This is a genomic window from Paraburkholderia sp. UYCP14C, from assembly GCF_004197395.1.
In the GTDB taxonomy this organism is placed as follows: Bacteria; Pseudomonadota; Gammaproteobacteria; order Burkholderiales; family Burkholderiaceae; genus Paraburkholderia.
Window position 1 is genome coordinate 153331 of sequence record NZ_SELS01000004.1, and the last position, 22881, is coordinate 176211.

Sequence of the window (22881 nt, forward strand, 5' to 3'; positions counted from 1 at the left end):
CGCGCCTCGTTCGCTTGCTCATGACGTCACGCCCTACTCCGATTCCCTGCCTGCTCGGCCCGACCGCATCCGGCAAGACCGCCGCCGCGCTCGCGCTTGCCGCGCGGCGGCCGGTCGAAATCATCAGCGTCGATTCGGCGCTCGTCTATCGCGAGATGGACATCGGCACCGCGAAGCCGACCGCGGAAGAACGCGCGGTCGCGCCGCATCATCTGATCGATATCGTCGATCCGGCCGGCTCGTACTCGGCCGCGCAGTTTCGTGCCGATACTTTGCGGCTCGTCGGCGAGATTCATGCGCGCGGGCGGTTGCCGCTGCTGGTCGGCGGCACGATGCTGTACTACAAGGCGCTCACGCAGGGCCTCAACGACCTGCCCGGCGCCGACGCCGAAATCCGCGCGACGCTCGACGCCGACGCCGCCCGCGACGGCTGGCCGGCGCTTCACGCGCGGCTCGCCGGAATCGATCCGGTCACGGCCGCGCGTCTCGCGCCGAACGATTCGCAGCGCATCCAGCGCGCGCTGGAAGTGTTCATGCTGTCCGGCCAGCCGATGTCGACGCTGCTCGCCGCGCCCGCACCCACCGACGACTCCGCGTCGGCATGGCGCTTCGTGCCGGTCGCGCTGGAGCCGTCCGAGCGCGGCGTGCTGCACGCACGCATCGAGCAGCGCTTCGATGCGATGCTCGCGCACGGTTTCATCGATGAAGTCGTGAAACTGCGCGCGCGCGGCGACCTGCTGCCCGAGATGCCCTCGATGCGCTGCGTCGGGTATCGGCAGGTGTGGGAATACCTCGACGGCGCGGTCGACTATCGGACCATGCGCGACAAGGGCATCTTCGCGACGCGGCAACTCTGCAAGCGACAGCTCACCTGGCTGCGCAGCATGCCGGAGAGACAGGTCGTGGATTGCTGCGATCCGCACGCGACGGCGCGGGTGGTGGAGTTGATCGAGACACTGGTTTGAGACGCCGGTCGGCGGGAGGAAATCAGGAGGGATGTAAAGCGGGGACTTGAAGCGCGGGATTTGAAGCGGGAGATTTGAAGAGAGGGATTTAAAGCAAAGGTTTCGAAGCCCGCGCGGCGCGCCATTGCGGCGCGCCACGCGAACCCTCGTCAAACTTAGACCACGACCGTCTGCGCTTCGCCCGCCGCGCTTTCACGGACCGTGCCGATCTTCCAGACCTGCTCGCCCGCCGCGGACAGCAGACCGATCGCCGCTTCGGCATCGGCCGCCGACACGATCACCGCCATACCGATACCGCAGTTGAAGACGCGATGCATTTCAGCATCGGCGACACCGCCGTGCTGCTGCAGCCACGAGAACAACGGCGGCAGCGGCCATGCGCGATGGTCGAGCTCGGCCGTCAGACCCTCGCGCAGCACGCGCGGAATGTTCTCGACGAGGCCGCCGCCCGTGATGTGCGCCATGCCCTTCACCTCGATCTGCTGCATCAGCGCGAGCAGCGGCTTCACGTAGATGCGCGTCGGCGCCATCAGCGCGTCCGCGAGCGAGCGGCCGTCGAAGTCTGCGTTCAGATCGGGATTAGCGCGCTCGATGATCTTGCGCACCAGCGAGAAGCCGTTCGAATGGATGCCGCTCGACGCGAGCCCGAGCACCACGTCGCCCGGAGCGATCTTGCTGCCGTCGATGAGCTTGCTCTTTTCCACCGCGCCGACCGCGAAACCAGCCAGATCGTATTCGCCGTCCGGGTACATGCCCGGCATTTCCGCGGTTTCACCGCCGATCAGCGCGCAGCCCGACAGCTCGCAGCCTTGCGCAATGCCCTTCACGACAGTCGCCGCCGTGCCGACGTCGAGCTTGCCGCAGGCGAAATAGTCGAGGAAGAACAACGGCTCGGCGCCCTGCACGAGGATGTCGTTGACGCTCATCGCGACCAGATCCTGGCCGACCGTGTCGTGCTTGTTCAGCTGGAACGCGAGACGCAGCTTGGTGCCGACACCGTCGGTGCCGGACACGAGCACCGGCTCCTTGTACTTCTTCGGCACTTCGAACAGCGCGCCGAATCCACCGATGCCGCCCAGCACGCCGTCGCGCAGGGTCTTCTTGGCAAAGGGCTTGATGGCATCGACGAGGGCGTCGCCCGCATCGATGTCCACGCCGGCGTCGCGATACGACAAACCTTGGGCGTCAGGGGCGGATTTCGGTTGATTCATGGGGAAGAGCAAGAAGGTCGGTAAAATGCGATTTTACCCGATGCTGGCCGCCCGGCTGGAATTCGCGCGTTCCGACGAGATCCTGGAAACGACTTTGCAACACGATACCCCGATTCCGGCGCCGCCGACCCGCACAATTCCGTTAGCCGCGCTTCGCGACCCGCGGCCTCACGACCCGGCGAGCACGCTTCACGACAACTGAGCGCCTGGCAACGTTCCAGGCCCCGAGGACCGGACCACTCGCGGCCCGAGCCTCATTTTCGGCATTAACCTACTGTGCTTCGTCAACTGACGCTCGATCTCGGCACCCCGCCGCCATCGACATTCGACAATTTCTTCGCCGGCGCCAACGCCGAGCTGGTCACGCGCCTGCGTGAGCTCGACGACGCGCTCGCTTCCGGGCCGGTCGCCGATCGCACCTTCTACATCTGGGGCGAAGCCGGCAGCGGCCGCACGCACCTGTTGCAGGCACTCGTGCAAGAAGCGCCGCCGGGGCATGCGCGCTACGCCGGCCCGCAGAGCAGCCTCGCCGCCTTCGGTTTCGATCCGCGTGTCGCGCTCTATGCGATCGACGACTGCGACGCGCTGTCGGCCGCGCAGCAGATCGCCGTGTTCAACCTGTTCAACGAAGTGCGCGCGCATCCGACCAGCGCGCTCGTCGCCGCGGGCAACGCGGCGCCGATCGGCATGACGGTGCGTGAAGATTTGCGCACGCGCCTCGGCTGGGGTCTCGTGTTCCACCTCGCGCCGCTGCCCGACGCCGCCAAGGCCGCGGTACTCAAACGCGCGGCGCGCGAGCGCGGCATCATGCTCGCCGACGACGTGCCGGCCTACCTGCTCACGCACTTTCGCCGCGACATGCCGAGCCTGATGGCACTGCTCGACGCGCTCGACCGCTTCTCGCTCGAACAGAAGCGCGCAGTCACGCTGCCGCTGTTGCGCACCATGCTCGCGTCGCCCGATCCCGCCACCATGCCGGGTTCACACGCCGGCGTTCCCGCTTCAAGTAAAATAGGCCCCCATGGCTAATCTTGCACTCTTCGATCTCGACCACACGCTCATTCCCACCGACAGCGACCACGAATGGGGCCGCTTCATGGTGAAAAAAGGCATGGTCGACGCCGAAAATTTCGCCCGTGAAAACGACCGCTTCTACGCCGACTACAAGGCCGGCAAGCTCGACATTCACGCTTATCTGATCGCCATGCTGACGCCGCTCGCGAAGTACACGCGCGCGCAGCTCGCCGACCTGCATGCGCAGTACATGCACGAAGTGATTACGCCGGCCATCCAGCCGGTGGCGATCGAACTCGTGAAACAGCACCGCGAAGCGGGCGACCTGTGCTGCGTCGTCACGGCGACCAACGAATTCATCACGCGGCCGATCGCGCAGGCGTTCGGCGTCGACACGCTGATCGCGTGCGAGATGGAGACCGTCGGCGGCGAGCCGCACGGCGCCTACACCGGCCGTCCGACCGGCACGCCGAGCTACAAGGAAGGCAAGATCGTGCGCACCGAAATGTGGCTCGCGTCGCTCGGCAAGAGCTGGAGCGACTTCGAGCACAGCTATTTCTATAGCGACTCGCACAACGACATCCCGCTGCTCGAAAAAGTCACCGATCCCATCGCGACCAATCCGGACGACACGTTGCGCGCCCATGCGCAGGCCAAAGGCTGGCGCATCCTCGAACTCTTCCAACCCTCGTGATCAAGAAACTCATCCGCAAGCTATTCGGCCAGGACGCGGCCACCGCTGACGACACGCTGTCCGCCGAAACCCGCGCCGAGGCCAGCGCCGACGGCGATGCTCATGCCAGCAAGCCGGCGCGCGGCAAGTCCGCTTCCGGCACGACCGCTTCCGGCACGACCGCGCGGCCGCGTCGCAAGTCCGCCGGCACCGCTGCCGCCGCCAAAGCGCCGCCCGAGCCGGACGTCCCCGTCATCATCCCGCACGATGTGCACGGCATCGACCCCACGCTGATCTCGCGCAACGCGATCCGCGTGACCGAGGGCCTGCAACAGGCGGGCTTTCGCGCGTTCATCGTCGGCGGCGCGGTGCGCGACCTGCTGCTCGGCATAAAACCGAAAGACTTCGACGTCGCGACCGACGCGACGCCCGAACAGGTGCAGAAGCTGTTTCGCCGCGCGCGCATCATCGGCCGGCGCTTCCAGATCGTGCACGTGCAGTTCGGCCAGGAAATCATCGAGACCTCGACGTTCCGCGCACTGGTCGATCCGCCCGCGGCCGACGCGCCGCCGCCGAAGCGTCTGAAGCGCGACGAGCTCGACCGTCGCACCCACGCGGTCGACGCGAGCGGCCGCGTGCTGCGCGACAACGTGTGGGGCGAGCAGCACGAAGACGCCACGCGCCGCGACTTCACGATCAACGCGATGTACTACGATCCGGCCACGCAAACCGTGCTGGACTACCACAACGGCATGGCCGACATGCGCGCGCGCCTGTTGCGCATGATCGGCGACCCGGCCACGCGCTATCGCGAGGACCCGGTGCGTATGCTGCGCGTCGTGCGCTTCGCCGCCAAGCTCGACTTCGAGATCGACGACGCCACGCGCGCACCGATCGAGAAGATGGCCGATCTGATCAACAACGTGCCCGCCGCGCGTCTGTTCGACGAAATGCTGAAGCTGATGCTGTCGGGTCACGCGCTCGCGTGCCTGAAGCGGCTGCGTCAGGAAGGCCTGCATCACGGGCTGCTGCCGTTGCTCGACGTCGTGCTCGAGCAGCCGACCGGCGAGAAATTTATTTCTCTGGCACTCTCTAATACCGATGCACGTGTGCTCGCCGGCAAGCCGGTGTCGCCGGGCTTCCTGTTCGCGACGCTGTTGTGGCACGACGTGCAGCAGCGCTGGCAGAAGTTCGAGTCCGAAGGCGAGTACCCGGTGCCCGCGCTGCATCGCGCGATGGACGAAGTGCTCGACATGCAGACCGAAAAGCTCGCGATCCACAAGCGCTTCTCGGCCGACATGCGCGAGATCTGGGGCCTGCAACTGCGCCTCGAAAAACGCTCGGGCCGCAGCGCGCTGAAGCTGCTGGAACACCAAAGATTTAGAGCGGGGTATGATTTCCTCCTGTTGCGCTGCGCATCGGGCGAACTCGACGAGTCGGTCGGTGCGTGGTGGACGGAGTTCATCGAAGGAGACGCCGCCGCGCGCGAGGCATTGCTCACGCAAGGCGGGAAGGACCGGAGCCCTAGAAAACGACGGCGGCGCGGTGGCGCCAGAAACCGCAAATCAGGTGACGGAGTGGAGGGCGGCACTTCCGCCGAACGCACGGACAACGACGCGGGTCATGAAGGCCCGCACGAAGACTGACGCGGCGTTCGCGGAAAAGCCGTCAAAACGATAGTTGCAGGAAGTTATGCCATGACGGTTGCTTATCTTGGCCTCGGCGCGAATCTCGGGGACGCGCGCCAGACCCTGAAAGACGCGGTGGTGTGCCTCGCACAACAGCACGCCATCACCGTGCTCGCGAAATCGAGCCTGTATCGTACTGCCCCGATCGACGCGGGCGGCGACGACTATTTCAACTGCGTCGTGAAGCTGGAAACGACGCTCCCCGTGCGGCATCTGCTTGCGCTGTGCCACAAGATCGAGCATCAGTTCGGCCGTGAACGGCCGTTCCGCAATGCGCCGCGCACGCTCGATCTCGACATCCTGCTGTATGGCGATCAATCCATCGACGAAGCCGACCTGATCGTGCCGCATCCACGCCTCGTCGAGCGCGCGTTTGCGCTAGTGCCGCTCGTCGAGATCGACGCGGCGATCGTCATTCCGCGGCATGGCCAGGCCGCCGCGCTGCTCGACAGCGTCAGCGATCAGCGCATCGAGAAGGTGAAGTCGCCCTGCCAGTGCCCGATGCTCAGTGCGCTCACCGGCGATTCCGCCGAGAAAGGCCGCTGCGAATGAGTTCGCCGCCGCTCACGGTCACCGCGCCCCACTTGCACCCGCCGTTCGGCTATATCGCGATCGAGGGGCCGATCGGCGTCGGCAAAACCTCGCTCGCGCGGCGCCTCGCACAACGCTGGTCGATGCACGAACTGTTCGAGCGCTCGCAAGACAATCCGTTTCTCGAGCGCTTCTATCGCGACACCACGCGCTATGCACTGCCGGTGCAGTTGCAGTTCGCGCTGCAACGCGCGCAGCAGGCGCAGCAAGTGAGCGCCGCGCAGGCGAGCGGCACGCCGCTAATCGCCGACTTCATCACGCAGCGAAACGACGTGTTCGCGCGTCTGATCTTGCAGGAAGACGAGTGGCAGCTGTATCGCACGCTGGCCGCGCGGCTCGCCGTCAGCGCGCCGGAGCCGGACTTCGTCGTCTATCTGCAGGCGAGCCCCGAGGTGCTGTTCGCGCGCATCCAGAAGCGCGCGGTGCCGATGGAGCTGCAGATTTCCGATGCCTATCTGCGCGCGCTGTGCGACGCGTACAACGAATTCTTCTACCACTACGACCGCGCGCCCGTGCTGACGGTCAACGCCGAACATCTGAATCCGCTCGACTCCGACGCGGACCTTGCGCTGCTCGCCGAACGCATCGAAACGATGCGCGGCCGCAAGGAATTCTTCGTCAAAGCCACGTCGCTGTGAGCGGCGCGGCCTGTTCATTTTTCTCACTGGATTGACCATGACTTATTTGCAGGAGACGAGCCGGAGCGCAGTCACCGTGCCGAAACTGCAGGCGATGCGCGAGGCCGGCGAAAAGATCGCGATGCTCACCTGCTACGACGCGAGCTTCGCCGCGCTGCTCGATCGCGCGGGCGTCGATGCGCTGCTGATCGGCGACTCGCTCGGCAACGTGCTGCAAGGCCAGGCGACCACGCTGCCGGTGTCGCTGGCCGACATCGCGTATCACACCGCGAGCGTCGCGCGCGCGAGGCCGTCGGCACTGATCGTCGCCGACCTGCCTTTCGGCACGTACGGCACGCGCGAAGACGCGTTCAGGAGCTCGGTCGAACTGATGCGCGCGGGCGCTCAGATGGTCAAGCTCGAAGGCGGCGAATGGCTCACGGACACGGTGCGGTTTCTGGTCGAGCGCTCGATTCCGGTGTGCGCCCACGTGGGTCTCACGCCGCAGTCGGTGCATGCGTTCGGTGGCTTCAAGGTGCAGGGCAAGACCGAAGCGGGCGCGAGCCAGCTGCTGCGCGACTCGCTCGCTGTTCAGGAAGCAGGAGCTCAACTGATCGTGATGGAAGCGATCCCGTCGCAACTCGCGGGCGAGGTCACGCAACAACTGCGCATTCCGACGATCGGCATCGGCGCGGGCCTCGACTGCTCGGGTCAGGTGCTCGTGCTGCACGACATGCTCGGGATCTTCCCCGGCAAGCGGCCACGCTTCGTGAAGGATTTCATGCAAGGACAGCCCAATATTCAGGCGGCTGTCGAGGCGTATGTGCGGGCGGTGAAGGATGGGACGTTTCCGGGCGCCGAGCACACGTTTTGATGCCCGTTTGCCGCGCGAGCGCGCGGCATTCCGGTTTGTTTCAGTGCGCTAACCCACGACCCGTGCCGGCACCGCGCCGCGCAGCGCGTTGCACACGAGCAGCGCTTCCGCGTTCAGCACATCCGCGTGCGTCAGCACTTTTTCAGCTGCCTGCAGGCCCAACTCCCCGTCGAGCAACACGCTTCGCATCACGCCAGGCAGCACGCCTGAGGCGAGCGGCGGGGTCCACCATTGCCCCGCCAGCTTCACGAACACGTTCGACCTGCCGCCTTCGGTCAGCTCGCCCCGTTCGTTGAAGAACAGCGTATCGAAGGCGCCCTTCGCCTCGGCTTCGCGCCAGCCGCGGTCGTAGTCGGCGCGGCGCGTGGTCTTGTGACGCAGCAGCGGATCGGCCGCTTGCGTCGGCGCGAACTGCGCGTCGGAGCCGAGCAGTACACCAACCATCGCATCGGCCAATGGCGTAAGTACCGCGGTCGTAATCTGGGTCGCGCCGCTCTTGCTCAAAGCAAGCCGCATCCGATGCGGCGTCTGCGCCGGCAGCGCGGCGCAGCGCGCTGAAATCTCCTCGCGGATGCGCGCTTCGTCGCACAGGAAGCCGAGCGTCGCGGCGCTCGACGACAAGCGCCGCAGATGCCGCTCGACATGCCGCACGCCATCTTCCCGCGTCGCGTACATCGTTTCGAACAGCTCGAAGCCCGGCTCGGCGCCCGTCAGAAAACGTGCTTTCAATCGACACTCCTCGTGCTCGTCGGCGGCCACGCTGTCTAGCACGATGCCCGCGCCGATGCCCATGCTGCCGCGCAGAGCGTCCGTGCCGCCGGCCTGCGCGGTCGGCGCAGTCAAGGTCAGCGTGCGAATCGCGACCGACATGCAGAAGTCACCGCAATCCTGATCGTCGCCCGGCGCATCGAGCCAGCCGATCGCGCCGGTATAAATACCGCGCGGCGTGCTTTCCAGTACGTCGATCAACTGCATCGTGCGATGCTTCGGCGCACCGGTAATCGAGCCGCATGGAAACAGCGCGCGCAGGATCGTCGCGAACGTGATGCCGCCAAGCAGCGTCGTCTCCACCGTCGACGTCATCTGCCAAACCGACGCATACGGCTCGACGGAAAACAGCGCCGGCACATTGACCGAGCCGATCCGCGCGACCCGCGACAGGTCATTGCGCAGCAGATCGACGATCATCACGTTCTCGGCGCGGTTCTTCGGATCGCTGGCGAGGAACTCGGCCTGGCTCCGGTCGATGGCAGGATCCTGCGAGCGCGGCGCCGTGCCCTTCATCGGCCGCGCGCGCAACGTCGGGCCGTGCTTTTCGACGAATAGTTCGGGCGAACACGACAGCACCCACGCAGCGTCCGGCAACGCGATCAGCGCGCCGAACGACACCGGCTGACGCGCCCGCAAACGTCGATAGAACGCGAGCGGCGAGCCGAACACGTCGAAGCCGAGGCGGTACGTGTAGTTGACCTGATAGGAATCGCCGGCACGCAGTGCGGCGTGAATCGCGTCGATCGCCGCATCGAACTCGGCGCGATCGACGCTCTCGCACACGTTCGCCGTGCCCGCGACCGACGGTTCGGGCGTATCGTTGTCGCCCGTCATCAGCCACGCGTCGACCTCGTCGCGCGAAAGCTTCGCGCAGCGTTCGAACAATAAAAAACGCAGCGTGGCATTGTCACGCTGCGTTTCAAAGGACCGGCGCGCATCGAAACCCATCAGCGCGCGGCCGAATTCATAGTCGGCGAGCACGACGGCGTGCAGGCCGTTGCGGGTATCCGCAGCGACGCTATCGCACACGGCTTCGAGCTGCGCCGCCTCCGTGCACACCCGCTCGCGCACGAAACCCGTGTACAAGCGGCTCGACGGACGCGCCGCCGTTGCACCGCAATCGTCGAGCAGCGCGAACACCGCGCCGCGACTGTCCACCGTCATGCTGACCGCCAAATCAGATCAATCGAAAAAGCTCTTCACGCGGTCGAACCAGCTCTTGCTTTGCGGACTATGCCGCGCACCGCCTTCCACGAGCGCCTTTTCGAACTGCTTGAGCAGATCGCGCTGCCCTTCGGTGAGCTTGACCGGCGTTTCCACCTGCACGTGCACGTAAAGATCGCCGGCGATGCTCGAACGCAGCCCCTTGATGCCCTTGCCGCGCAGACGGAACGTCTTGCCCGACTGCGTGCCTTCCGGCACCGTGAAGCTGGCGCGACCGGCGAGCGTCGGCACCTCGATATCGCCGCCGAGCGCCGCGGTAGTGAACGGGATCGGCATCTGGCAATGCAGATCGTCGCCGTCACGCTCGAACACCGAGTGCTGCTTGATATGAATCTCGACGTACAGATCGCCCGACGGACCGCCATTGATGCCCGGCTCGCCGTTGCCGGCCGAGCGGATGCGCATGCCGTCGTCGATGCCGGCCGGAATCTTGACTTCGAGCGTCTTGGTTTCCTTCACCTTGCCCGCGCCGTGGCAGTGATTGCACGGGTCGGGGATGTAGGTGCCGGTGCCGTGGCACTTCGGGCAAGTCTGCTGGATGCTGAAGAAGCCCTGCGACATGCGCACCGAACCAGAGCCGCTACAGGTCGGGCAGGTGTCCGGCTTGGTGCCGGGCTTCGCGCCCGAGCCGTGACAGACTTCGCACGAGACCCAACTCGGCACGCGGATCTGCGTGTCGTAGCCGTGGGCGGCCTGCTCGAGCGTGATTTCCATGCTGTAGCGCAGATCGGCGCCGCGGTACACCTGCGGGCCCGCGCGGCCGCCGCCGCGTGCGGCACCACCGGCTGCCTGGCCGAAGATGTCGCCGAAGATGTCGCCGAACGCATCGGCGAAGCCGCCGAAACCTTGTGCGCCGGCCCCACCCATGTTCGGATCGACGCCCGCGTGACCGTACTGGTCGTACGCGGCGCGCTTCTGCGAATCCGACAGCATTTCATAGGCTTCCTTCACCTCCTTGAAATGCTCTTCCGCATCCTTGTTGCCCGGATTGCGGTCGGGGTGGTGCTTCATCGCGAGCTTGCGATAAGCCTTCTTGATTTCGTCGTCGCTCGCGTTCTTTGCGACGCCCAGAACCTCGTAGTAATCCCGTTTCGCCATATCGGTTCAACGCCACCGCGCAAAGCGACGCGGTAGCTCCTTGTGAATGCTGTGGAGTCTCACGACTCGTCCGGCCGCTGTCTGCGCCGCGCTTGCCCACGGTTCAAAACAACGCCCTCCATAAAACGAACATGCCCGGAGAGCCCAAAGGGCTCGCCAGGCGCGAAAACCGCTCTTGCACTCGAGGCGCCCAAAGGGCGCCCCTGTCGTGCAGCCGGGCCGCGCACATTGCCGTGCACGGCTTTACGGTCGGATGCCGACCTGGCTTTAGTCTTTCTTCACTTCCTTGAACTCAGCGTCGACCACGTCGTCGGCCTGCTGGCTCGCGCCCGCCGATGCACCGGCACCGCCCGCCGCGCCCGCTGCCGCTTCGGCACCTTGCGCAGCCTGCATGTCGGCATACATCTTCTCGCCCATCTTCTGCGAGGCCGTGGCCACCACTTCGATCTTCGCTTCGATCGCAGCCTTGTCGCTCGAGCTGCTCTTCAGCGTGTCTTCGAGGTCCTTCAACGCGGCTTCGATCTTCTCCTTCTCGCCGGCTTCGAGCTTGTCGCCGTACTCGGTCAACGCCTTCTTCGTGCTGTGGACGAGCGCGTCACCCTGATTGCGGGCGTCGGCCAGCTCACGCAGCTTGTGATCTTCTTCCGCGTTCGCTTCGGCGTCCTTCACCATCTTCTCGATTTCAGCTTCGGACAGACCCGAGTTCGCCTTGATCGTGATGCGGTTTTCCTTGCCGGTCGCCTTGTCTTTCGCGCCGACGTGCAGAATGCCGTTCGCGTCGATGTCGAAGCTCACTTCGATCTGCGGCACGCCGCGCGGTGCCGGCGGAATGCCTTCGAGGTTGAACTCGCCGAGCAGCTTGTTGCCCGCTGCCATCTCCCGTTCGCCCTGGAACACCTTGATCGTCACGGCGCTCTGATTGTCATCAGCCGTCGAGTAGACCTGTGCGTGCTTGGTCGGGATCGTGGTGTTCTTGTTGATCATCTTCGTCATCACGCCGCCGAGCGTTTCGATGCCGAGCGACAGCGGGGTCACGTCGAGCAGCAGCACGTCCTTGCGATCGCCCGACAGAACCTGGCCCTGAATCGCGGCACCCACGGCCACGGCTTCGTCCGGGTTCACGTCACGGCGCGGATCCTTGCCGAAGAACTCCTTCACCTTTTCCTGCACCTTCGGCATACGGGTCATACCACCGACCAGGATCACGTCGTCGACTTCGCCGACCTTCACGCCCGCGTCCTTGATCGCGACACGGCACGGCTCGATGGTGCGTTCGATCAGGTCTTCGACCAGCGCTTCCAGCTTGGCGCGCGTGATCTTCAGGTTCAGGTGCTTCGGACCCGATGCGTCCGCCGTGATGTACGGCAGGTTGATTTCGGTCTGCTGGCTCGACGACAGTTCGATCTTCGCCTTCTCAGCCGATTCCTTCAGGCGCTGCAGCGCGAGCACGTCCTTCGACAGATCGACGCCCTGCTCCTTCTTGAACTCGCCGATGATGTAGTCGATGATGCGCTGGTCGAAGTCTTCACCGCCGAGGAACGTATCGCCGTTCGTGGACAGCACTTCGAACTGCATTTCACCGTCGACATCAGCGATTTCGATGATCGACACGTCGAACGTACCGCCGCCCAGGTCGTACACCGCGATCTTGCGGTCGCCCTTTTCAGCCTTGTCCAGACCGAACGCGAGAGCCGCGGCGGTCGGTTCGTTGATGATCCGCTTGACTTCCAGACCGGCGATGCGGCCGGCATCTTTGGTGGCCTGACGCTGGCTGTCGTTGAAGTACGCCGGCACCGTGATCACGGCTTCCGTGACGGTCTCGCCGAGGTAGTCCTCAGCGGTCTTCTTCATCTTGCGCAGCACTTCGGCGGAGATTTGCGGCGGCGCGAGTTTCTGTTCGCGCACTTCGACCCACGCGTCACCGTTGTCGGCCTTCATGATCTTGTACGGCATCAGACCGATGTCTTTCTGCACTTCCTTTTCTTCGAAGCGGCGGCCGATCAGGCGCTTGACCGCGTACAGCGTGTTCTTCGGATTGGTGACCGACTGACGCTTGGCCGGCGCGCCGACCAGGATCTCGTTGTCTTCCATGTAAGCGATGATCGACGGCGTGGTGCGCGCGCCTTCCGAGTTCTCGATGACCTTGACCGAGTTGCCTTCCATGATCGCCACGCACGAGTTGGTCGTGCCGAGGTCGATGCCGATGATTTTGCCCATTTTTACAAATCTCCTGACTTTGATCGCTGCGGAAAGCGCCCGGTTGGCCCGTCTGGCGGCCGGACTATCCGCTCTGAATTCATACCTGCACTCAAAATAAGTGCGGCCACATCGTTTTCAAGACCTCTTTTGCGATGCGGTCTTTAATTTTTTTCAATCACGGGGCGCGCTGCCGAATCCTTGCTGCAAGCCCGCCCCCTCAGCCTGCACGGCGCCCCCGGCGTGGTTCGCCGGAAGTGCCTGATTCGACTGGATCTTTTGCGACGCGATGCGACGCGCTGCGACGACGCAGGCGCAAACGCCCGAAGTGCGCGTCGACGTGCTTACTTCGGCGCCGCGACGGTCACGAGGGCGGGACGCAGCACGCGATCCGCGATCACGAAGCCCTTTTGAAGCACCGCGACGACGGTGTTCGGCTCCTGGTCGGCCGGCACCATCGAAATGGCCTGATGGCGATGCGGGTCGAACTTTTCGCCGACCGGATTGATCGCCACGACGCGGCCCTTCTCGAGCGCGCCGCTCAACTGACGCAGCGTGAGTTCGACGCCTTCGCGGACCTTCTGCAAGTCGTCGGACGAATGGGCAACGGCCGCCTCGAGACTGTCGACCACCGGCAGCAGATGCTCCGCGAAGCTCTCGATCGCAAACTTGTGCGCCTTGGCGACGTCTTCCTGGCCGCGACGGCGCACGTTTTCGGTTTCGGCCTTCGCGCGCAGGAAGCTTTCCTGCAACTCGGCGATCTTCGCCTGAGCGTCGGCCAGCGCCTGCTCGCCCGCTGCCTGGGCAGGTTCAGTGGTGGCGCCGGCGTCCTGCTGCTGAGCAGCGGCTCCGGCAGCCTCGGCGGCCTGGCGCGCGGCTTCGTCGGCGGGCGTGGGATTCTGGCTCGTCGGGTTCTCTTGCGTGTTTTCCATGTCGCTGAAAAGTCGTTAAAAAGTAAAAGCCAAAGGCGGTAAAAGCCGTTCCGGCGCGGGGCGATTCGTGCTTCGCACAATCGCGCCACGCGTCTTCGCGCCGATCCGCCAGACCCGACCCCAGATGGGGCCTGAAAATGCCGTTTCAAGCGGTTTCCGGCGTTTTTTCGCACCACCGTCGTGCATGCGAAATGCGCCGTAACAAGCATTAATGTGGCGCAATCAGATAGAGATTGAGTGCAGCCCGCAACTGACCTATTCTCCACTCATGGAGCGGCAAAGCCACGTTAACCCTAATCTGACGTAAGCCTTACCGACACCTGACAGTCGTTCCGATAGCCTGTTTCAGCCCACGTGGGGGAGTACCGTGAAACTGACCGTTGCAATCGGGGTGGTCGCACTGGTACTGATCGCGGGCACCACGACCATCTGCATGTCCGGTGCGGTCAACGACCACACCACCGAGTACGGCGGCGCACACGCCACCGTGGAGCAATTTTTCAATCCCCACGCGAAAATCTGTCGATAGTGCGCCGGTCGCGTTTGGTCGGTCGCCCCTGCAGCACGGCGGCCGGCTCGTGGTACACCTTGCGCCGCTCCTGCTCGACCTGCCGCTTCGCCTTGCTCTCCGCCGTTTCCACATAAAGCGTCTGCGCGACGCTCGCCGGACCGCGTACGTCGCACACGCCCAGTACCTCGACCTGCCACACGTAGCGCTCGATCTCGATTTCGACCAGATCGCCGACACGCACGTCTTTGGCCGGCTTCACGGCCGCGCCGCCGATGCGCACCCGCCCCTTGTCGACCGCATCCGCGGCCAGCGAACGTGTCTTGAAAAAGCGCGCGGCCCACAGCCATTTGTCGATGCGCAGCTTCGCACCCGGTTCGGTTGAAATGCGGTAGTTCATCTGCGTATTCAAGCTCCTGTGGTGTGCGGCACCGGCACCGCCTGCACCGGCCAGCCCTGCAGATGTTGCGCGACGATTTCACCGAGCGCGGCAACCCACGGCTGCGACGCGTTCAGACAGGCGATGCGGTGAAACTCCTTGCCGCCCGCATGCAGAAATTCGTCGCGCACTTCCATGCCGATTTCCTCGATCGTTTCGAGGCAGTCGGCGGTGAAACCCGGGCAAAACACGTCAGCACGCCGCACGCCTGCCGCGCCGAGTTCCTTCAACGTCGGCGCCGTGTAGGGCTGCAGCCATTCGGCCTTGCCGAAGCGCGACTGGAACGTGATGCGACATTCGACCGGGGTCAATTCGAGCGCCTGCATCAGCAGCGCGGCGGTCTGCTGACATTGCTCGTGATACGGGTCGCCGAGGTCGAGCGTGCGCTTGGGCACACCGTGAAAACTCAGCACGAGCTTGTCGCCCGCCGCGAAATCGGGGCGGCCGTGAAGATGCCAGTGGTGATGCACCTGGGCGGCGAGCGCGGCGATATACGCCGGGTGATCGGCGTACTGGCGCACCGTGCGGATTTCCGGCTGATTGCGCATGCGCTTGAGCGCGGAAAAGGCTTCGTCGAACGCGGTCGCGGTGCTCGACGCCGAATATTGCGGATACATCGGCATCAGCAGCACGCGCTCGGCGCCCGCGAGCTTCAGCTGGTTCAGCATGGCCGGAATGCCTGGCGTGCCGTAACGCATCGCATAGTCGACCAGCACCGTGTAGTCGTTCAGTTGCAGCAGATGACGCAGGCCCTCGACCTGCTTTTCGGTATGCACGCGCAGCGGCGAGCCCTCGGGCATCCACACCGCCGCGTACTTTTTCGCGGAGCTGCGGCCGCGAAACGGCAGAATCAACAGACGCAGAATCAGTTGCCACAGCAACGCCGGAATCTCGACCACGCGAGGATCGGACAGGAACTGCGCGAGATAGCGGCGCACCGCGCGCGGCGTCGGCGCGTCGGGCGTGCCGAGATTGATCAGCAACACGGCGACGCGATGCGACGTGGCGTTCTGTGATGGCCGCTCGAGGTCGAAGCGCATAGGCAGCAGAAAATCACCGCTTCACGCGGCGAGTCGATTCAATGGAGATTCATTATAGCGGCGCGGTTCCTGCCCGGCGCCGCCAGACACCCCTGGCCATTCGGACGATTGGCAGACGCTTCGCGTTCGCGCATCATGACCGGCACGGGCTGCGATGACGGCAGCTCCACGCAGCGCGAGGACTACTGCTGGCTGAGCGTCATGGACAACAGCCGCGCGGTGATGTCCACGATCGGAATCACGCGGTTGTAGGCCATGCGGGTCGGCCCGATCACGCCGAGCGTGCCGACGATTTTGCCGTTCACCTCGTACGGCGCGGTGACAACGCTCATTTCCTCGATCGGCACCAGAGTCGATTCGCCGCCGATGAAAATCTGCACGCCGGCCGCGTGACTCGACACGTCGAGCAACTGCAGGAGGCTGGTCTTCTGGTCGAACACATCGAACAGCTTGCGCAGCCGCGCCATGTCCGACGAAAGATCGGCGACTTCGAGCAGATTGCGCTCGCCCGAGATCAGCACGGTCTCGCCGGCGTCGGATTCGTCGGTGCTCGCGGTGACGGCCGCGTGCATCAGCGAGGTCATGTCGCCACGCAGCTCGTCGATTTCCTCGCGCAGGCGGCGGCGCACTTCGTCGAACGAGAGGCCCGCAAAGTGCGCGTTGATGTAATTGGAGGCTTCCACCAGCTGCGACGGCGAAAAGTCGCGCTGGGTGGCGAGGATGCGGTTCTGCACGTCGCCTTCGGGCGTCACGATGATCAGCAGGATGCGCTTGTCGGACAGGCGCATGAATTCGATCTGCTTGAACACGTGGCTGCGGCGCGGGGTGAGCACGACGCCGGCGAACTGCGACAGGTTGGATAGCACGCTCGCCGCCGCGGCAACGATCTTCTGCGGCTCGCCGACCTGCAGCGTGGTTTTGACGGCGCGCATCACCGCCTCCTCGTCGGCGGCGGACTCGACCGTCAGCATCGTATCGACGAACAGACGGTAGCCGCGTGGCGTCGGAATGCGCCCTGCCGACGTATGCGGACTGATCACGAGCCCCAGATCCTCGAGGTCCGACATCACGTTGCGGATCGTGGCCGGGCTCAGTTCGAGGCCCGAGTAACGTGACAGCGTGCGCGAGCCGACCGGCTGACCTTCGGCGATGTAGCGCTCAATCAGCGTTTTGAGGAGGGTTTGTGCGCGAGGATCTAGCATGACGAAAAAATTTAGCTCAGTGGCGTCGCAGCGAGCGCCCGCGGCGCCCGCTCCCGGCGAATGCGCCGCCCTCGGTGGGCTCGCATGTCATCAGGTCTACACCATTCTAACGATAATCGCGATAAGCGCAGACGCCCCGTGTGCGCCGGCCCACTACCGGGTCGGTGTGCGGTTCTTTTCAGGCCCTACCTATGGTGTAATGCCGGCATGCAAGTGACCAGCCAGTTCAAGACCGTCGCGCTCGTCGGGCGCAGCAATACGCCAGGCATCGGCGAGCCGCTGACCGCGCTCGCCGCGTGCATCGCGAAGCTGGGCCTCGAAGTCGTGTTCGAAGCCGACACCGCCGCCGAAATCGGCGTAACCGACTATCCGGCGCTGCGTCCAGCCGAGATCGGCGCGCGTGCGGACGTCGCCGTGGTGCTCGGCGGCGACGGCACGATGCTCGGCTTCGGCCGCCAGCTCGCGCCGTATCGCACGCCCTTGATCGGCATCAACCACGGACGGCTCGGCTTCATCACCGACATTCCGATCTCGGACATGCGCGAGATCGTGCCGCAAATGCTGTCGGGCAACTTCGAGCGCGAGGAGCGCGTGCTGCTGGAAGCGCGCATCGTGCGCGACGGCACGCCGATCTACCACGCGCTCGCGTTCAACGACGTGGTGGTCAACCGTAGCGGTTTTTCGGGCATGGCGGAGCTGCGCGTGTCGGTCGACGGCCGCTTCATGTACAACCAGCGCTCGGACGGCCTGATCGTCGCGACGCCGACCGGCTCGACCGCGTACGCGCTGTCGTCGCAGGGGCCGATTCTGCATCCGCAATTGCAGGGCTTCGTGCTCGTGCCGATCGCGCCGCACGCGCTGTCGAACCGGCCAATCGTGCTGCCGGACGACTCGAAGGTCAGCATCCAGATCGTTTCCGGGCGCGAAGTGAACGTCAATTTCGACATGCAATCGTTCACCTCGCTCGAACTCGGCGACACGATCGAGGTGCGCCGTTCGCGTCACACGGTGCCGATGCTGCATCCGGTCGGCTACAGCTATTACGCGACGCTGCGCAAAAAGCTGCACTGGCACGAATACCCGTCGCACGAAGAAGACCCGAGGCCGTAAGCGACGCTTTGAATTGCGCACGCCGCCGCGGCCGCCCCGAATCCCAAGCTCACCCGACGACCTCCATGCTTCGCCACCTTTCGATACGCGACTTCGTCATCGTCGCCGCGCTCGACCTCGAATTCGACAGCGGCTTTACCGTTTTCTCGGGCGAAACCGGCGCCGGCAAATCGATCCTGATCGACGCCCTCGCGCTCGCGCTAGGCGCGCGCGCCGAGGCGAGCGTCGTGCGCACCGGCGAGAGCCGCGCCGACATCACCGCGGAGTTCGAGACGCACGCGCAGGTCGATCGATGGCTCGACGCGCAGGCGCTCGGCGCGGCGGACGACGGCCAGCACGGCGAAACCGTGATGCTGCGGCGGGTGGTCGACGCGAACGGCCGCTCGCGCGCGTTCATCAACGGCACGGCGGCCACGCTCGCGCAGCTGCGCGAGGTCGGCGAAATGCTTGTCGATATTCACGGCCAGCACGCGCACCAGCTGCTGATGCGCCCGGACGCGCAGCGCGAGCTGTTCGACACGCACGCGGGCCTGTCCGAGATGGCCGCGGGAGTGACGCGCGCTTGGCGCACGTGGCGCGACAAGGCGCAGGCGGTCGAGCATGCGCAAACGCGCGATCGCGAGCTGCAACTCGAACGCGAACGACTCGCGTGGCAACTCACCGAACTCGACAAGCTCGCACCGCAGCCGGGCGAATGGGAAGAGGTCAACACCGAGCATCGGCGGCTGTCGCATTCCGCGAATCTGATCGACGGCGTGCAGGGTGCGCTCGGCGCGCTGTCCGAATCTGACGACGCGATGATCACGCATCTCGGCTCGATCGTGTCGAAAGTGCGCGACCTTGCGGAGATCGACCCGGCGCTGAACGACGTGCTCGCCGCGCTCGAACCGGCCGAAATCCAGTTGCAGGAAGCGGCCTATTCGCTGAGCCACTACGCGCAGAAACTCGAGCTCGATCCTGAGCGGCTCGCACAGGTCGAAAAACGCCTCGACGCGCTGCACTCGGCCGCGCGCAAATTCCGCCTGCAGCCACAGACGCTGCCGGAAGAACACGAAGCGCGACGCAAGCAACTGGCCGCGCTCGATGCCGCCGCCGACCTCGAGGGCCTGCGCGCCGCCGAGGCGCAAGCGAAGGAAGTGTTCGTCGCCGAGGCGAAAAAGCTGTCGAAGGCACGCGCGAAAGCAGGCAAGGCGCTCGGCGAGGCCGTCACGACCGGCATGCAGGAACTGTCGATGAAAGGCGGCAGCTTCGAAGTCGCGCTGGTGCCGCTGCCCGAAGGCGGCGCGCATGGGCTCGAGCAGATCGAGTTTCGGGTGGCCGGCCATGCCGGCGTGCCGCTGCGGCCGCTCGCGAAGGTTGCGTCGGGCGGCGAGCTCGCGCGTATCAGCCTCGCGCTCGCGGTGATCGCGAGTGCGGCGAGCCCCACACCGACGCTGATCTTCGACGAAGTGGACACCGGCATCGGCGGCGGCGTGGCCGAAGTGGTCGGGCGGCTATTGCATCAGCTCGGCGAGGCGCGCCAGGTGTTGTGCGTGACCCACCTGCCGCAGGTCGCCGCGCGCGGCGATCATCATTTCCAGGTCGCAAAGATGAGCAACGGCAGCGGCGGCACGCTCAGCAGCGTCATTTCGCTCGACAAGGCGAGCCGCATCGAGGAAGTCGCGCGCATGCTCGGCGGCCTCGAAATCACGGCGACCACGCGCAAGCACGCGAAGGAAATGCTGGCCGCTTAGCCGATTCGAGCCGGCCGGGATGTCACACCGACCCCGGCCAGGCCTGATGAGTGCGCCAGGCGAAATGCCACGGCGCCCTTACCCGAACACCCTCTTCCACAACGCCAGCACCGCCTCGCGCTCGGTCGCGACCAGCGCCGGATCGACCCGCGCCTTCTCCATCCCATCGAGCCGCAGCGTGTGCTGCAGCTTGCGATAGCGCCGATACGCGGCGCCCACCGTCTCAGCTTCCGCCTCGCTCATCAGCCCGAAACGTGACACCTCGCGCAGCAGCGCGATATTGCCGGTATTGCGGATCAGCTCGGGATCGCTGGCCGCATGCAGCAGCACCCAGTACTGCACGGTGAACTCGATGTCGACCATGCCGCCGCGGTCGTGCTTCAGATCGAACAGCGCCGGCGTATGGTTCGGGTGCCCCGCTTCGACACGCGCGCGCATCTCGACGATCTCCTTCGCGAGCGGCGGCGCTTCGCGCGGCGTCGTCAGCACCTGTTCGCGGATCGCCTCGAACTTCGCGCCGATCCCGGCATCGCCGGCACAGTAGCGCGCACGCGTCAGCGCCTGATGCTCCCACACCCACGCGGTGTTCGCCGCGTCGCCCTCGCGTAGCTGGTAGCGGCGAAACGCGTCGAGATCGGTGACGAGCAGGCCCGACTCGCCATTCGGCCGCAGCCGCAGATCGACGTCGAACAGCGTGCCGGCGCCGGTCGCGGTGGTGAGCCACGTGATCAGACGCCGCGTGAAGGTTGCGTAGACGTCGGCGGCGGCATCGTCGGGATCGTCGTACAGGAAGATCAGATCGAGGTCCGACGCGTAGCCGAGCTCCTTGCCGCCGAGCTTGCCGTACGCGATCACCGCGAAACGCGGCACCTCGCGGTGACGTTTGGCCAACTGGTTCCACACGGCTTCGATCGTCACGTCGAGCACCGCGTCGGCGAGCTCGGACAGCCGGTCGCTGACGTGCTCGACGGACAGCTTGCCGGCCAGGTCGATCAGCAGAATGCGAAACACCTCGGCCTGATGCGCGTGACGCAGCAGATCCATCTGCTGCTCGATGCCGTCGGCAGCGGCGAGCCGCAAACGCAACGTGCGCTTGAATTCGGGCCAGTCGAACGGGCTGTTGATCGCCTCGACGTCGAGCAGCTCGTCGAGCAGTTGCGGATGGCGAATCAGATAGCCGGCCGCCCAGCGCGAGCCGCCCAGCACCGACAGCACCTGATGCAGCGCCTGCGGATACTCGGTCAGGAGCGCCAGATACGCGCCGCGCCGGCTCACCGCTTCGAGCAGGTCGAACAGGCGCGCAACCGTATCGCCGCGCCGCCCGACCGGCTCCAGCGTGCGCGCGGCTTCGAGCGCGCGCTGGGCGACGATGTCGAAACGCTGGCGGCTGCGCTCGTTCAGACCGGTGTAGCGCGACGAGCGCCACACCGCCTGCAGCCGCGCGAGCAGTTCGCCGGGCTCGGCCACCCCCAGTTCGACGAGGCGCGCGCGCAGCGCGTCGTCGGCGCTATCGTCGGCGAGCGCGCTGCTCCACACCCACGCGGCCGCGCCGTCCTCGGGCGCGCCGCAGCCGTCGCGGCCGCCCACCTTGTCGGCGAAGATCTGGTCGAACTGCTGTTCGACGAACTCGCGATGCGCGTCGAGCTTCGTCATCAATTGCGCGTAGTCGTCGCAGCCCATCGCGAGCGCGAGCGCCAGGCGCTCTGCTGCATCGATGGGCATCGCGTGGGTCTGCGCGTCGTTGCGATACTGCAGACGATGCTCGAGCTCACGCAGAAAGCGATACGCCTGCGACAGCTTCACGCACACCGACGGGTCCAGCAGCCCATGCGTGGCCGCGTGGCGCAGCACCGCGAGCGTCGGCCGCACGCGAAAGCCGGCGTCCTGGCCGCCGCGGATCAGCTGGAACACCTGCGCGCTGAATTCGATTTCACGGATGCCGCCACGGCCGAGCTTGATGTCGTCGGCCTTGTCGGGGCGCATCGACGCGCGGCGCTGCGCCTCCTGGCGGATCTGCAGATGCAGCGCGCGGATCGCGCTGATCACGCCGAAGTCCAGATAGCGTCGATAGACGAACGGCGTGACGATCGCGTCGAGCTGCTTCTGCAACCGCTGCGCCGACGCGCTCGCGCCCTCGGACACGAGGCGGCCCTTGATCCACGCGTAGCGTTCCCACTCGCGGCCCTGCACGTAGAAATACTCTTCGAGCATGCCGAGGCTGCACACGAGCGGCCCCGAATCGCCGTTCGGCCGCAGACGCATGTCGACGCGAAATACATAACCGTCGGCGGTGACTTCGGCGAGCGCGCCGATCAGCCGCTTGCCGAGACGCGTGAAGAACTCCTGGGTCGCGAGCGGCGAGCGCTGGCCGCCGGCGGTCTCGCCGTCGTCCTCGTAGACGAAGATCAGGTCGATATCCGACGACACGTTCAGCTCGCGCCCGCCGAGCTTGCCCATGCCGACCACGCCGAGCGTGAGCCGTTCGCCCTGCGGGCCGCGCGGCTCGCCATACAGCGCTTCGAGCTCGGCACTCAGCACCGTCAGCGCGCGCTGGATCGTCGTTTCCGCGAGATCGGTCATCGCGCCGGTGACTTCGGCGATGTCGGCTTCGCCGGCCAGGTCGCGCTCCATCACCGCGCAGAATACTTCGGTACGCAGCTGGCGCAGCGCGCGCTTGAGCGCATCTTCATTGACCGGCGCACCGGCCGCGCCCGCCGCCTCAGCGCACAGCGCGTCGAGACGCGCGTCGATGCGCTCGCGCGTCAGCGGTTCGTCGGCGAGCGCGCTGACCTGCGCAACCAGTTGCGGGCGGGCCGCGGCGGCGCGCGCCGCATAGTGCGAATAGTTGGAACTCAGGAGGGTGGCGTCAGTCATCAAAAATCTGGCTCGCTCGTTGCTTGATCGTAATTGTCCGGCGGTATTCTGACGGTGTCCGGGTATCGTTCCGGGGTTATTGTCGTGTCCTTCCGCTGCGCAATCGGCACGCGACGGCAAG

General features: G+C 65.5%; 20 protein-coding genes. 11 read left to right on the plus strand and 9 right to left on the minus strand.

The features are described 5' to 3' along the window. Window positions 1-20 precede the first annotated feature (20 nt). The gene (miaA, locus tag EVC45_RS05125) at window positions 21-965 is read left to right on the plus strand and encodes a tRNA (adenosine(37)-N6)-dimethylallyltransferase MiaA (protein ID WP_129956947.1); all 945 of its coding nucleotides are present in this window, start codon (window positions 21-23) and stop codon (window positions 963-965) included. Between the two features lie 155 nt (window positions 966-1120). Here the strand turns inward: miaA and purM are convergent, their stop codons facing one another. After that, the gene (purM, locus tag EVC45_RS05130; protein WP_129956948.1) at window positions 1121-2176 is read right to left on the minus strand and encodes a phosphoribosylformylglycinamidine cyclo-ligase; all 1056 of its coding nucleotides are present in this window, start codon (window positions 2174-2176) and stop codon (window positions 1121-1123) included. On the opposite strand from purM, the gene EVC45_RS05135 reads away from it, so the two are divergent. The 7 genes from EVC45_RS05135 to panB all read left to right on the plus strand — a co-directional run bounded on the left by EVC45_RS05135 (window position 2175) and on the right by panB (window position 7633). Then, window positions 2175-2378, plus strand: a complete 204-nt coding sequence (locus EVC45_RS05135; RefSeq protein WP_129956949.1) for a hypothetical protein — start codon at window positions 2175-2177, stop codon at window positions 2376-2378. The genes purM and EVC45_RS05135 overlap by 2 nt on opposite strands. Window positions 2379-2452: 74 nt before the next feature. Further along, the gene (gene hda, locus EVC45_RS05140; RefSeq protein ID WP_129956950.1) at window positions 2453-3205 is read left to right on the plus strand and encodes a DnaA regulatory inactivator Hda; all 753 of its coding nucleotides are present in this window, start codon (window positions 2453-2455) and stop codon (window positions 3203-3205) included. Beyond that, complete coding sequence (locus EVC45_RS05145; protein ID WP_129956951.1) at window positions 3198-3884, plus strand: HAD family phosphatase; 687 nt, start codon at window positions 3198-3200, stop codon at window positions 3882-3884. The genes hda and EVC45_RS05145 overlap by 8 nt, the downstream gene beginning before the upstream one ends. Then, window positions 3881-5509: a polynucleotide adenylyltransferase PcnB gene (gene pcnB, locus EVC45_RS05150; RefSeq protein ID WP_129956952.1), complete on the plus strand. Its 1629-nt coding sequence runs from the start codon at window positions 3881-3883 to the stop codon at window positions 5507-5509. Before EVC45_RS05145 ends, pcnB begins: the two co-directional genes overlap by 4 nt. Window positions 5510-5560: 51 nt before the next feature. Further along, window positions 5561-6103, plus strand: coding sequence for a 2-amino-4-hydroxy-6-hydroxymethyldihydropteridine diphosphokinase (gene folK, locus EVC45_RS05155; RefSeq protein WP_129956953.1), 543 nt, complete (start codon window positions 5561-5563; stop codon window positions 6101-6103). Next, on the plus strand, window positions 6100-6780 hold the full coding sequence (locus EVC45_RS05160) for a deoxynucleoside kinase (protein ID WP_129956954.1): 681 nt from the start codon (window positions 6100-6102) through the stop codon (window positions 6778-6780). The genes folK and EVC45_RS05160 overlap by 4 nt, the downstream gene beginning before the upstream one ends. A 37-nt stretch (window positions 6781-6817) precedes the next feature. After that, window positions 6818-7633, plus strand: coding sequence for a 3-methyl-2-oxobutanoate hydroxymethyltransferase (gene panB, locus EVC45_RS05165; RefSeq protein WP_129956955.1), 816 nt, complete (start codon window positions 6818-6820; stop codon window positions 7631-7633). A 48-nt stretch (window positions 7634-7681) separates the two neighbouring features. Here panB and pabB read toward each other — a convergent pair whose 3' ends face one another. From pabB to grpE, 4 genes are all read right to left on the minus strand, one after another. Next, window positions 7682-9568, minus strand: a complete 1887-nt coding sequence (pabB, locus tag EVC45_RS05170) for an aminodeoxychorismate synthase component I (RefSeq protein ID WP_129956956.1) — start codon at window positions 9566-9568, stop codon at window positions 7682-7684. 18 nt (window positions 9569-9586) lie between these two features. Beyond that, the gene (dnaJ, locus tag EVC45_RS05175) at window positions 9587-10726 is read right to left on the minus strand and encodes a molecular chaperone DnaJ (RefSeq protein ID WP_129956957.1); all 1140 of its coding nucleotides are present in this window, start codon (window positions 10724-10726) and stop codon (window positions 9587-9589) included. A gap of 267 nt (window positions 10727-10993) precedes the next feature. Beyond that, window positions 10994-12943, minus strand: coding sequence for a molecular chaperone DnaK (dnaK, locus tag EVC45_RS05180; protein ID WP_129956958.1), 1950 nt, complete (start codon window positions 12941-12943; stop codon window positions 10994-10996). Window positions 12944-13266: 323 nt separating this feature from the next. Further along, window positions 13267-13854, minus strand: a complete 588-nt coding sequence (gene grpE / locus EVC45_RS05185) for a nucleotide exchange factor GrpE (RefSeq protein ID WP_129956959.1) — start codon at window positions 13852-13854, stop codon at window positions 13267-13269. Between the two features lie 367 nt (window positions 13855-14221). On the opposite strand from grpE, the gene EVC45_RS45515 reads away from it, so the two are divergent. Next, window positions 14222-14383: a hypothetical protein gene (locus EVC45_RS45515; protein ID WP_168991409.1), complete on the plus strand. Its 162-nt coding sequence runs from the start codon at window positions 14222-14224 to the stop codon at window positions 14381-14383. On the opposite strand, the gene EVC45_RS05190 is transcribed toward EVC45_RS45515, so the two are convergent. From EVC45_RS05190 to hrcA, 3 genes are all read right to left on the minus strand, one after another. Beyond that, entirely contained in the window at window positions 14355-14762 is a 408-nt protein-coding gene (locus EVC45_RS05190; protein WP_129956960.1) for an RNA-binding S4 domain-containing protein, read from the minus strand. The genes EVC45_RS45515 and EVC45_RS05190 overlap by 29 nt on opposite strands. 8 nt (window positions 14763-14770) lie before the next feature. Next, the gene (gene hemH, locus EVC45_RS05195) at window positions 14771-15841 is read right to left on the minus strand and encodes a ferrochelatase (RefSeq protein ID WP_129956961.1); all 1071 of its coding nucleotides are present in this window, start codon (window positions 15839-15841) and stop codon (window positions 14771-14773) included. A gap of 182 nt (window positions 15842-16023) precedes the next feature. Then, complete coding sequence (hrcA, locus tag EVC45_RS05200) at window positions 16024-17043, minus strand: heat-inducible transcriptional repressor HrcA (protein WP_129956962.1); 1020 nt, start codon at window positions 17041-17043, stop codon at window positions 16024-16026. A 207-nt stretch (window positions 17044-17250) separates the two neighbouring features. On the opposite strand from hrcA, the gene EVC45_RS05205 reads away from it, so the two are divergent. Both EVC45_RS05205 and recN read left to right on the plus strand, forming a co-directional pair. After that, entirely contained in the window at window positions 17251-18153 is a 903-nt protein-coding gene (locus EVC45_RS05205) for an NAD kinase (protein WP_129956963.1), read from the plus strand. A 65-nt stretch (window positions 18154-18218) separates the two neighbouring features. Then, window positions 18219-19886, plus strand: coding sequence for a DNA repair protein RecN (gene recN, locus EVC45_RS05210; RefSeq protein WP_129956964.1), 1668 nt, complete (start codon window positions 18219-18221; stop codon window positions 19884-19886). A 78-nt stretch (window positions 19887-19964) separates the two neighbouring features. Here recN and glnE read toward each other — a convergent pair whose 3' ends face one another. Next, entirely contained in the window at window positions 19965-22760 is a 2796-nt protein-coding gene (glnE, locus tag EVC45_RS05215; RefSeq protein ID WP_129956965.1) for a bifunctional [glutamate--ammonia ligase]-adenylyl-L-tyrosine phosphorylase/[glutamate--ammonia-ligase] adenylyltransferase, read from the minus strand. Between the last annotated feature and the right edge of the window lie 121 nt (window positions 22761-22881).

Excerpts from the sequence above, each read along its gene's own strand:
- pabB (WP_129956956.1), bottom strand. The coding sequence starts at position 9,568 with ATGACGGTGGACAGTCGCGGCGCGGTGTTCGCGCTGCTCGACGATTGC.
- recN (WP_129956964.1), top strand. The coding sequence starts at position 18,219 with ATGCTTCGCCACCTTTCGATACGCGACTTCGTCATCGTCGCCGCGCTC.
- dnaJ (WP_129956957.1), bottom strand. The coding sequence starts at position 10,726 with ATGGCGAAACGGGATTACTACGAGGTTCTGGGCGTCGCAAAGAACGCG.
- glnE (WP_129956965.1), bottom strand. The coding sequence starts at position 22,760 with ATGACTGACGCCACCCTCCTGAGTTCCAACTATTCGCACTATGCGGCG.
- EVC45_RS05160 (WP_129956954.1), top strand. The coding sequence starts at position 6,100 with ATGAGTTCGCCGCCGCTCACGGTCACCGCGCCCCACTTGCACCCGCCG.
- hrcA (WP_129956962.1), bottom strand. The coding sequence starts at position 17,043 with ATGCTAGATCCTCGCGCACAAACCCTCCTCAAAACGCTGATTGAGCGC.
- EVC45_RS05205 (WP_129956963.1), top strand. The coding sequence starts at position 17,251 with ATGCAAGTGACCAGCCAGTTCAAGACCGTCGCGCTCGTCGGGCGCAGC.
- grpE (WP_129956959.1), bottom strand. The coding sequence starts at position 13,854 with ATGGAAAACACGCAAGAGAACCCGACGAGCCAGAATCCCACGCCCGCC.
- EVC45_RS05135 (WP_129956949.1), top strand. The coding sequence starts at position 2,175 with ATGGGGAAGAGCAAGAAGGTCGGTAAAATGCGATTTTACCCGATGCTG.
- dnaK (WP_129956958.1), bottom strand. The coding sequence starts at position 12,943 with ATGGGCAAAATCATCGGCATCGACCTCGGCACGACCAACTCGTGCGTG.
- EVC45_RS05145 (WP_129956951.1), top strand. The coding sequence starts at position 3,198 with ATGGCTAATCTTGCACTCTTCGATCTCGACCACACGCTCATTCCCACC.
- panB (WP_129956955.1), top strand. The coding sequence starts at position 6,818 with ATGACTTATTTGCAGGAGACGAGCCGGAGCGCAGTCACCGTGCCGAAA.
- hemH (WP_129956961.1), bottom strand. The coding sequence starts at position 15,841 with ATGCGCTTCGACCTCGAGCGGCCATCACAGAACGCCACGTCGCATCGC.
- EVC45_RS05190 (WP_129956960.1), bottom strand. The coding sequence starts at position 14,762 with ATGAACTACCGCATTTCAACCGAACCGGGTGCGAAGCTGCGCATCGAC.
- folK (WP_129956953.1), top strand. The coding sequence starts at position 5,561 with ATGACGGTTGCTTATCTTGGCCTCGGCGCGAATCTCGGGGACGCGCGC.
- purM (WP_129956948.1), bottom strand. The coding sequence starts at position 2,176 with ATGAATCAACCGAAATCCGCCCCTGACGCCCAAGGTTTGTCGTATCGC.
- miaA (WP_129956947.1), top strand. The coding sequence starts at position 21 with ATGACGTCACGCCCTACTCCGATTCCCTGCCTGCTCGGCCCGACCGCA.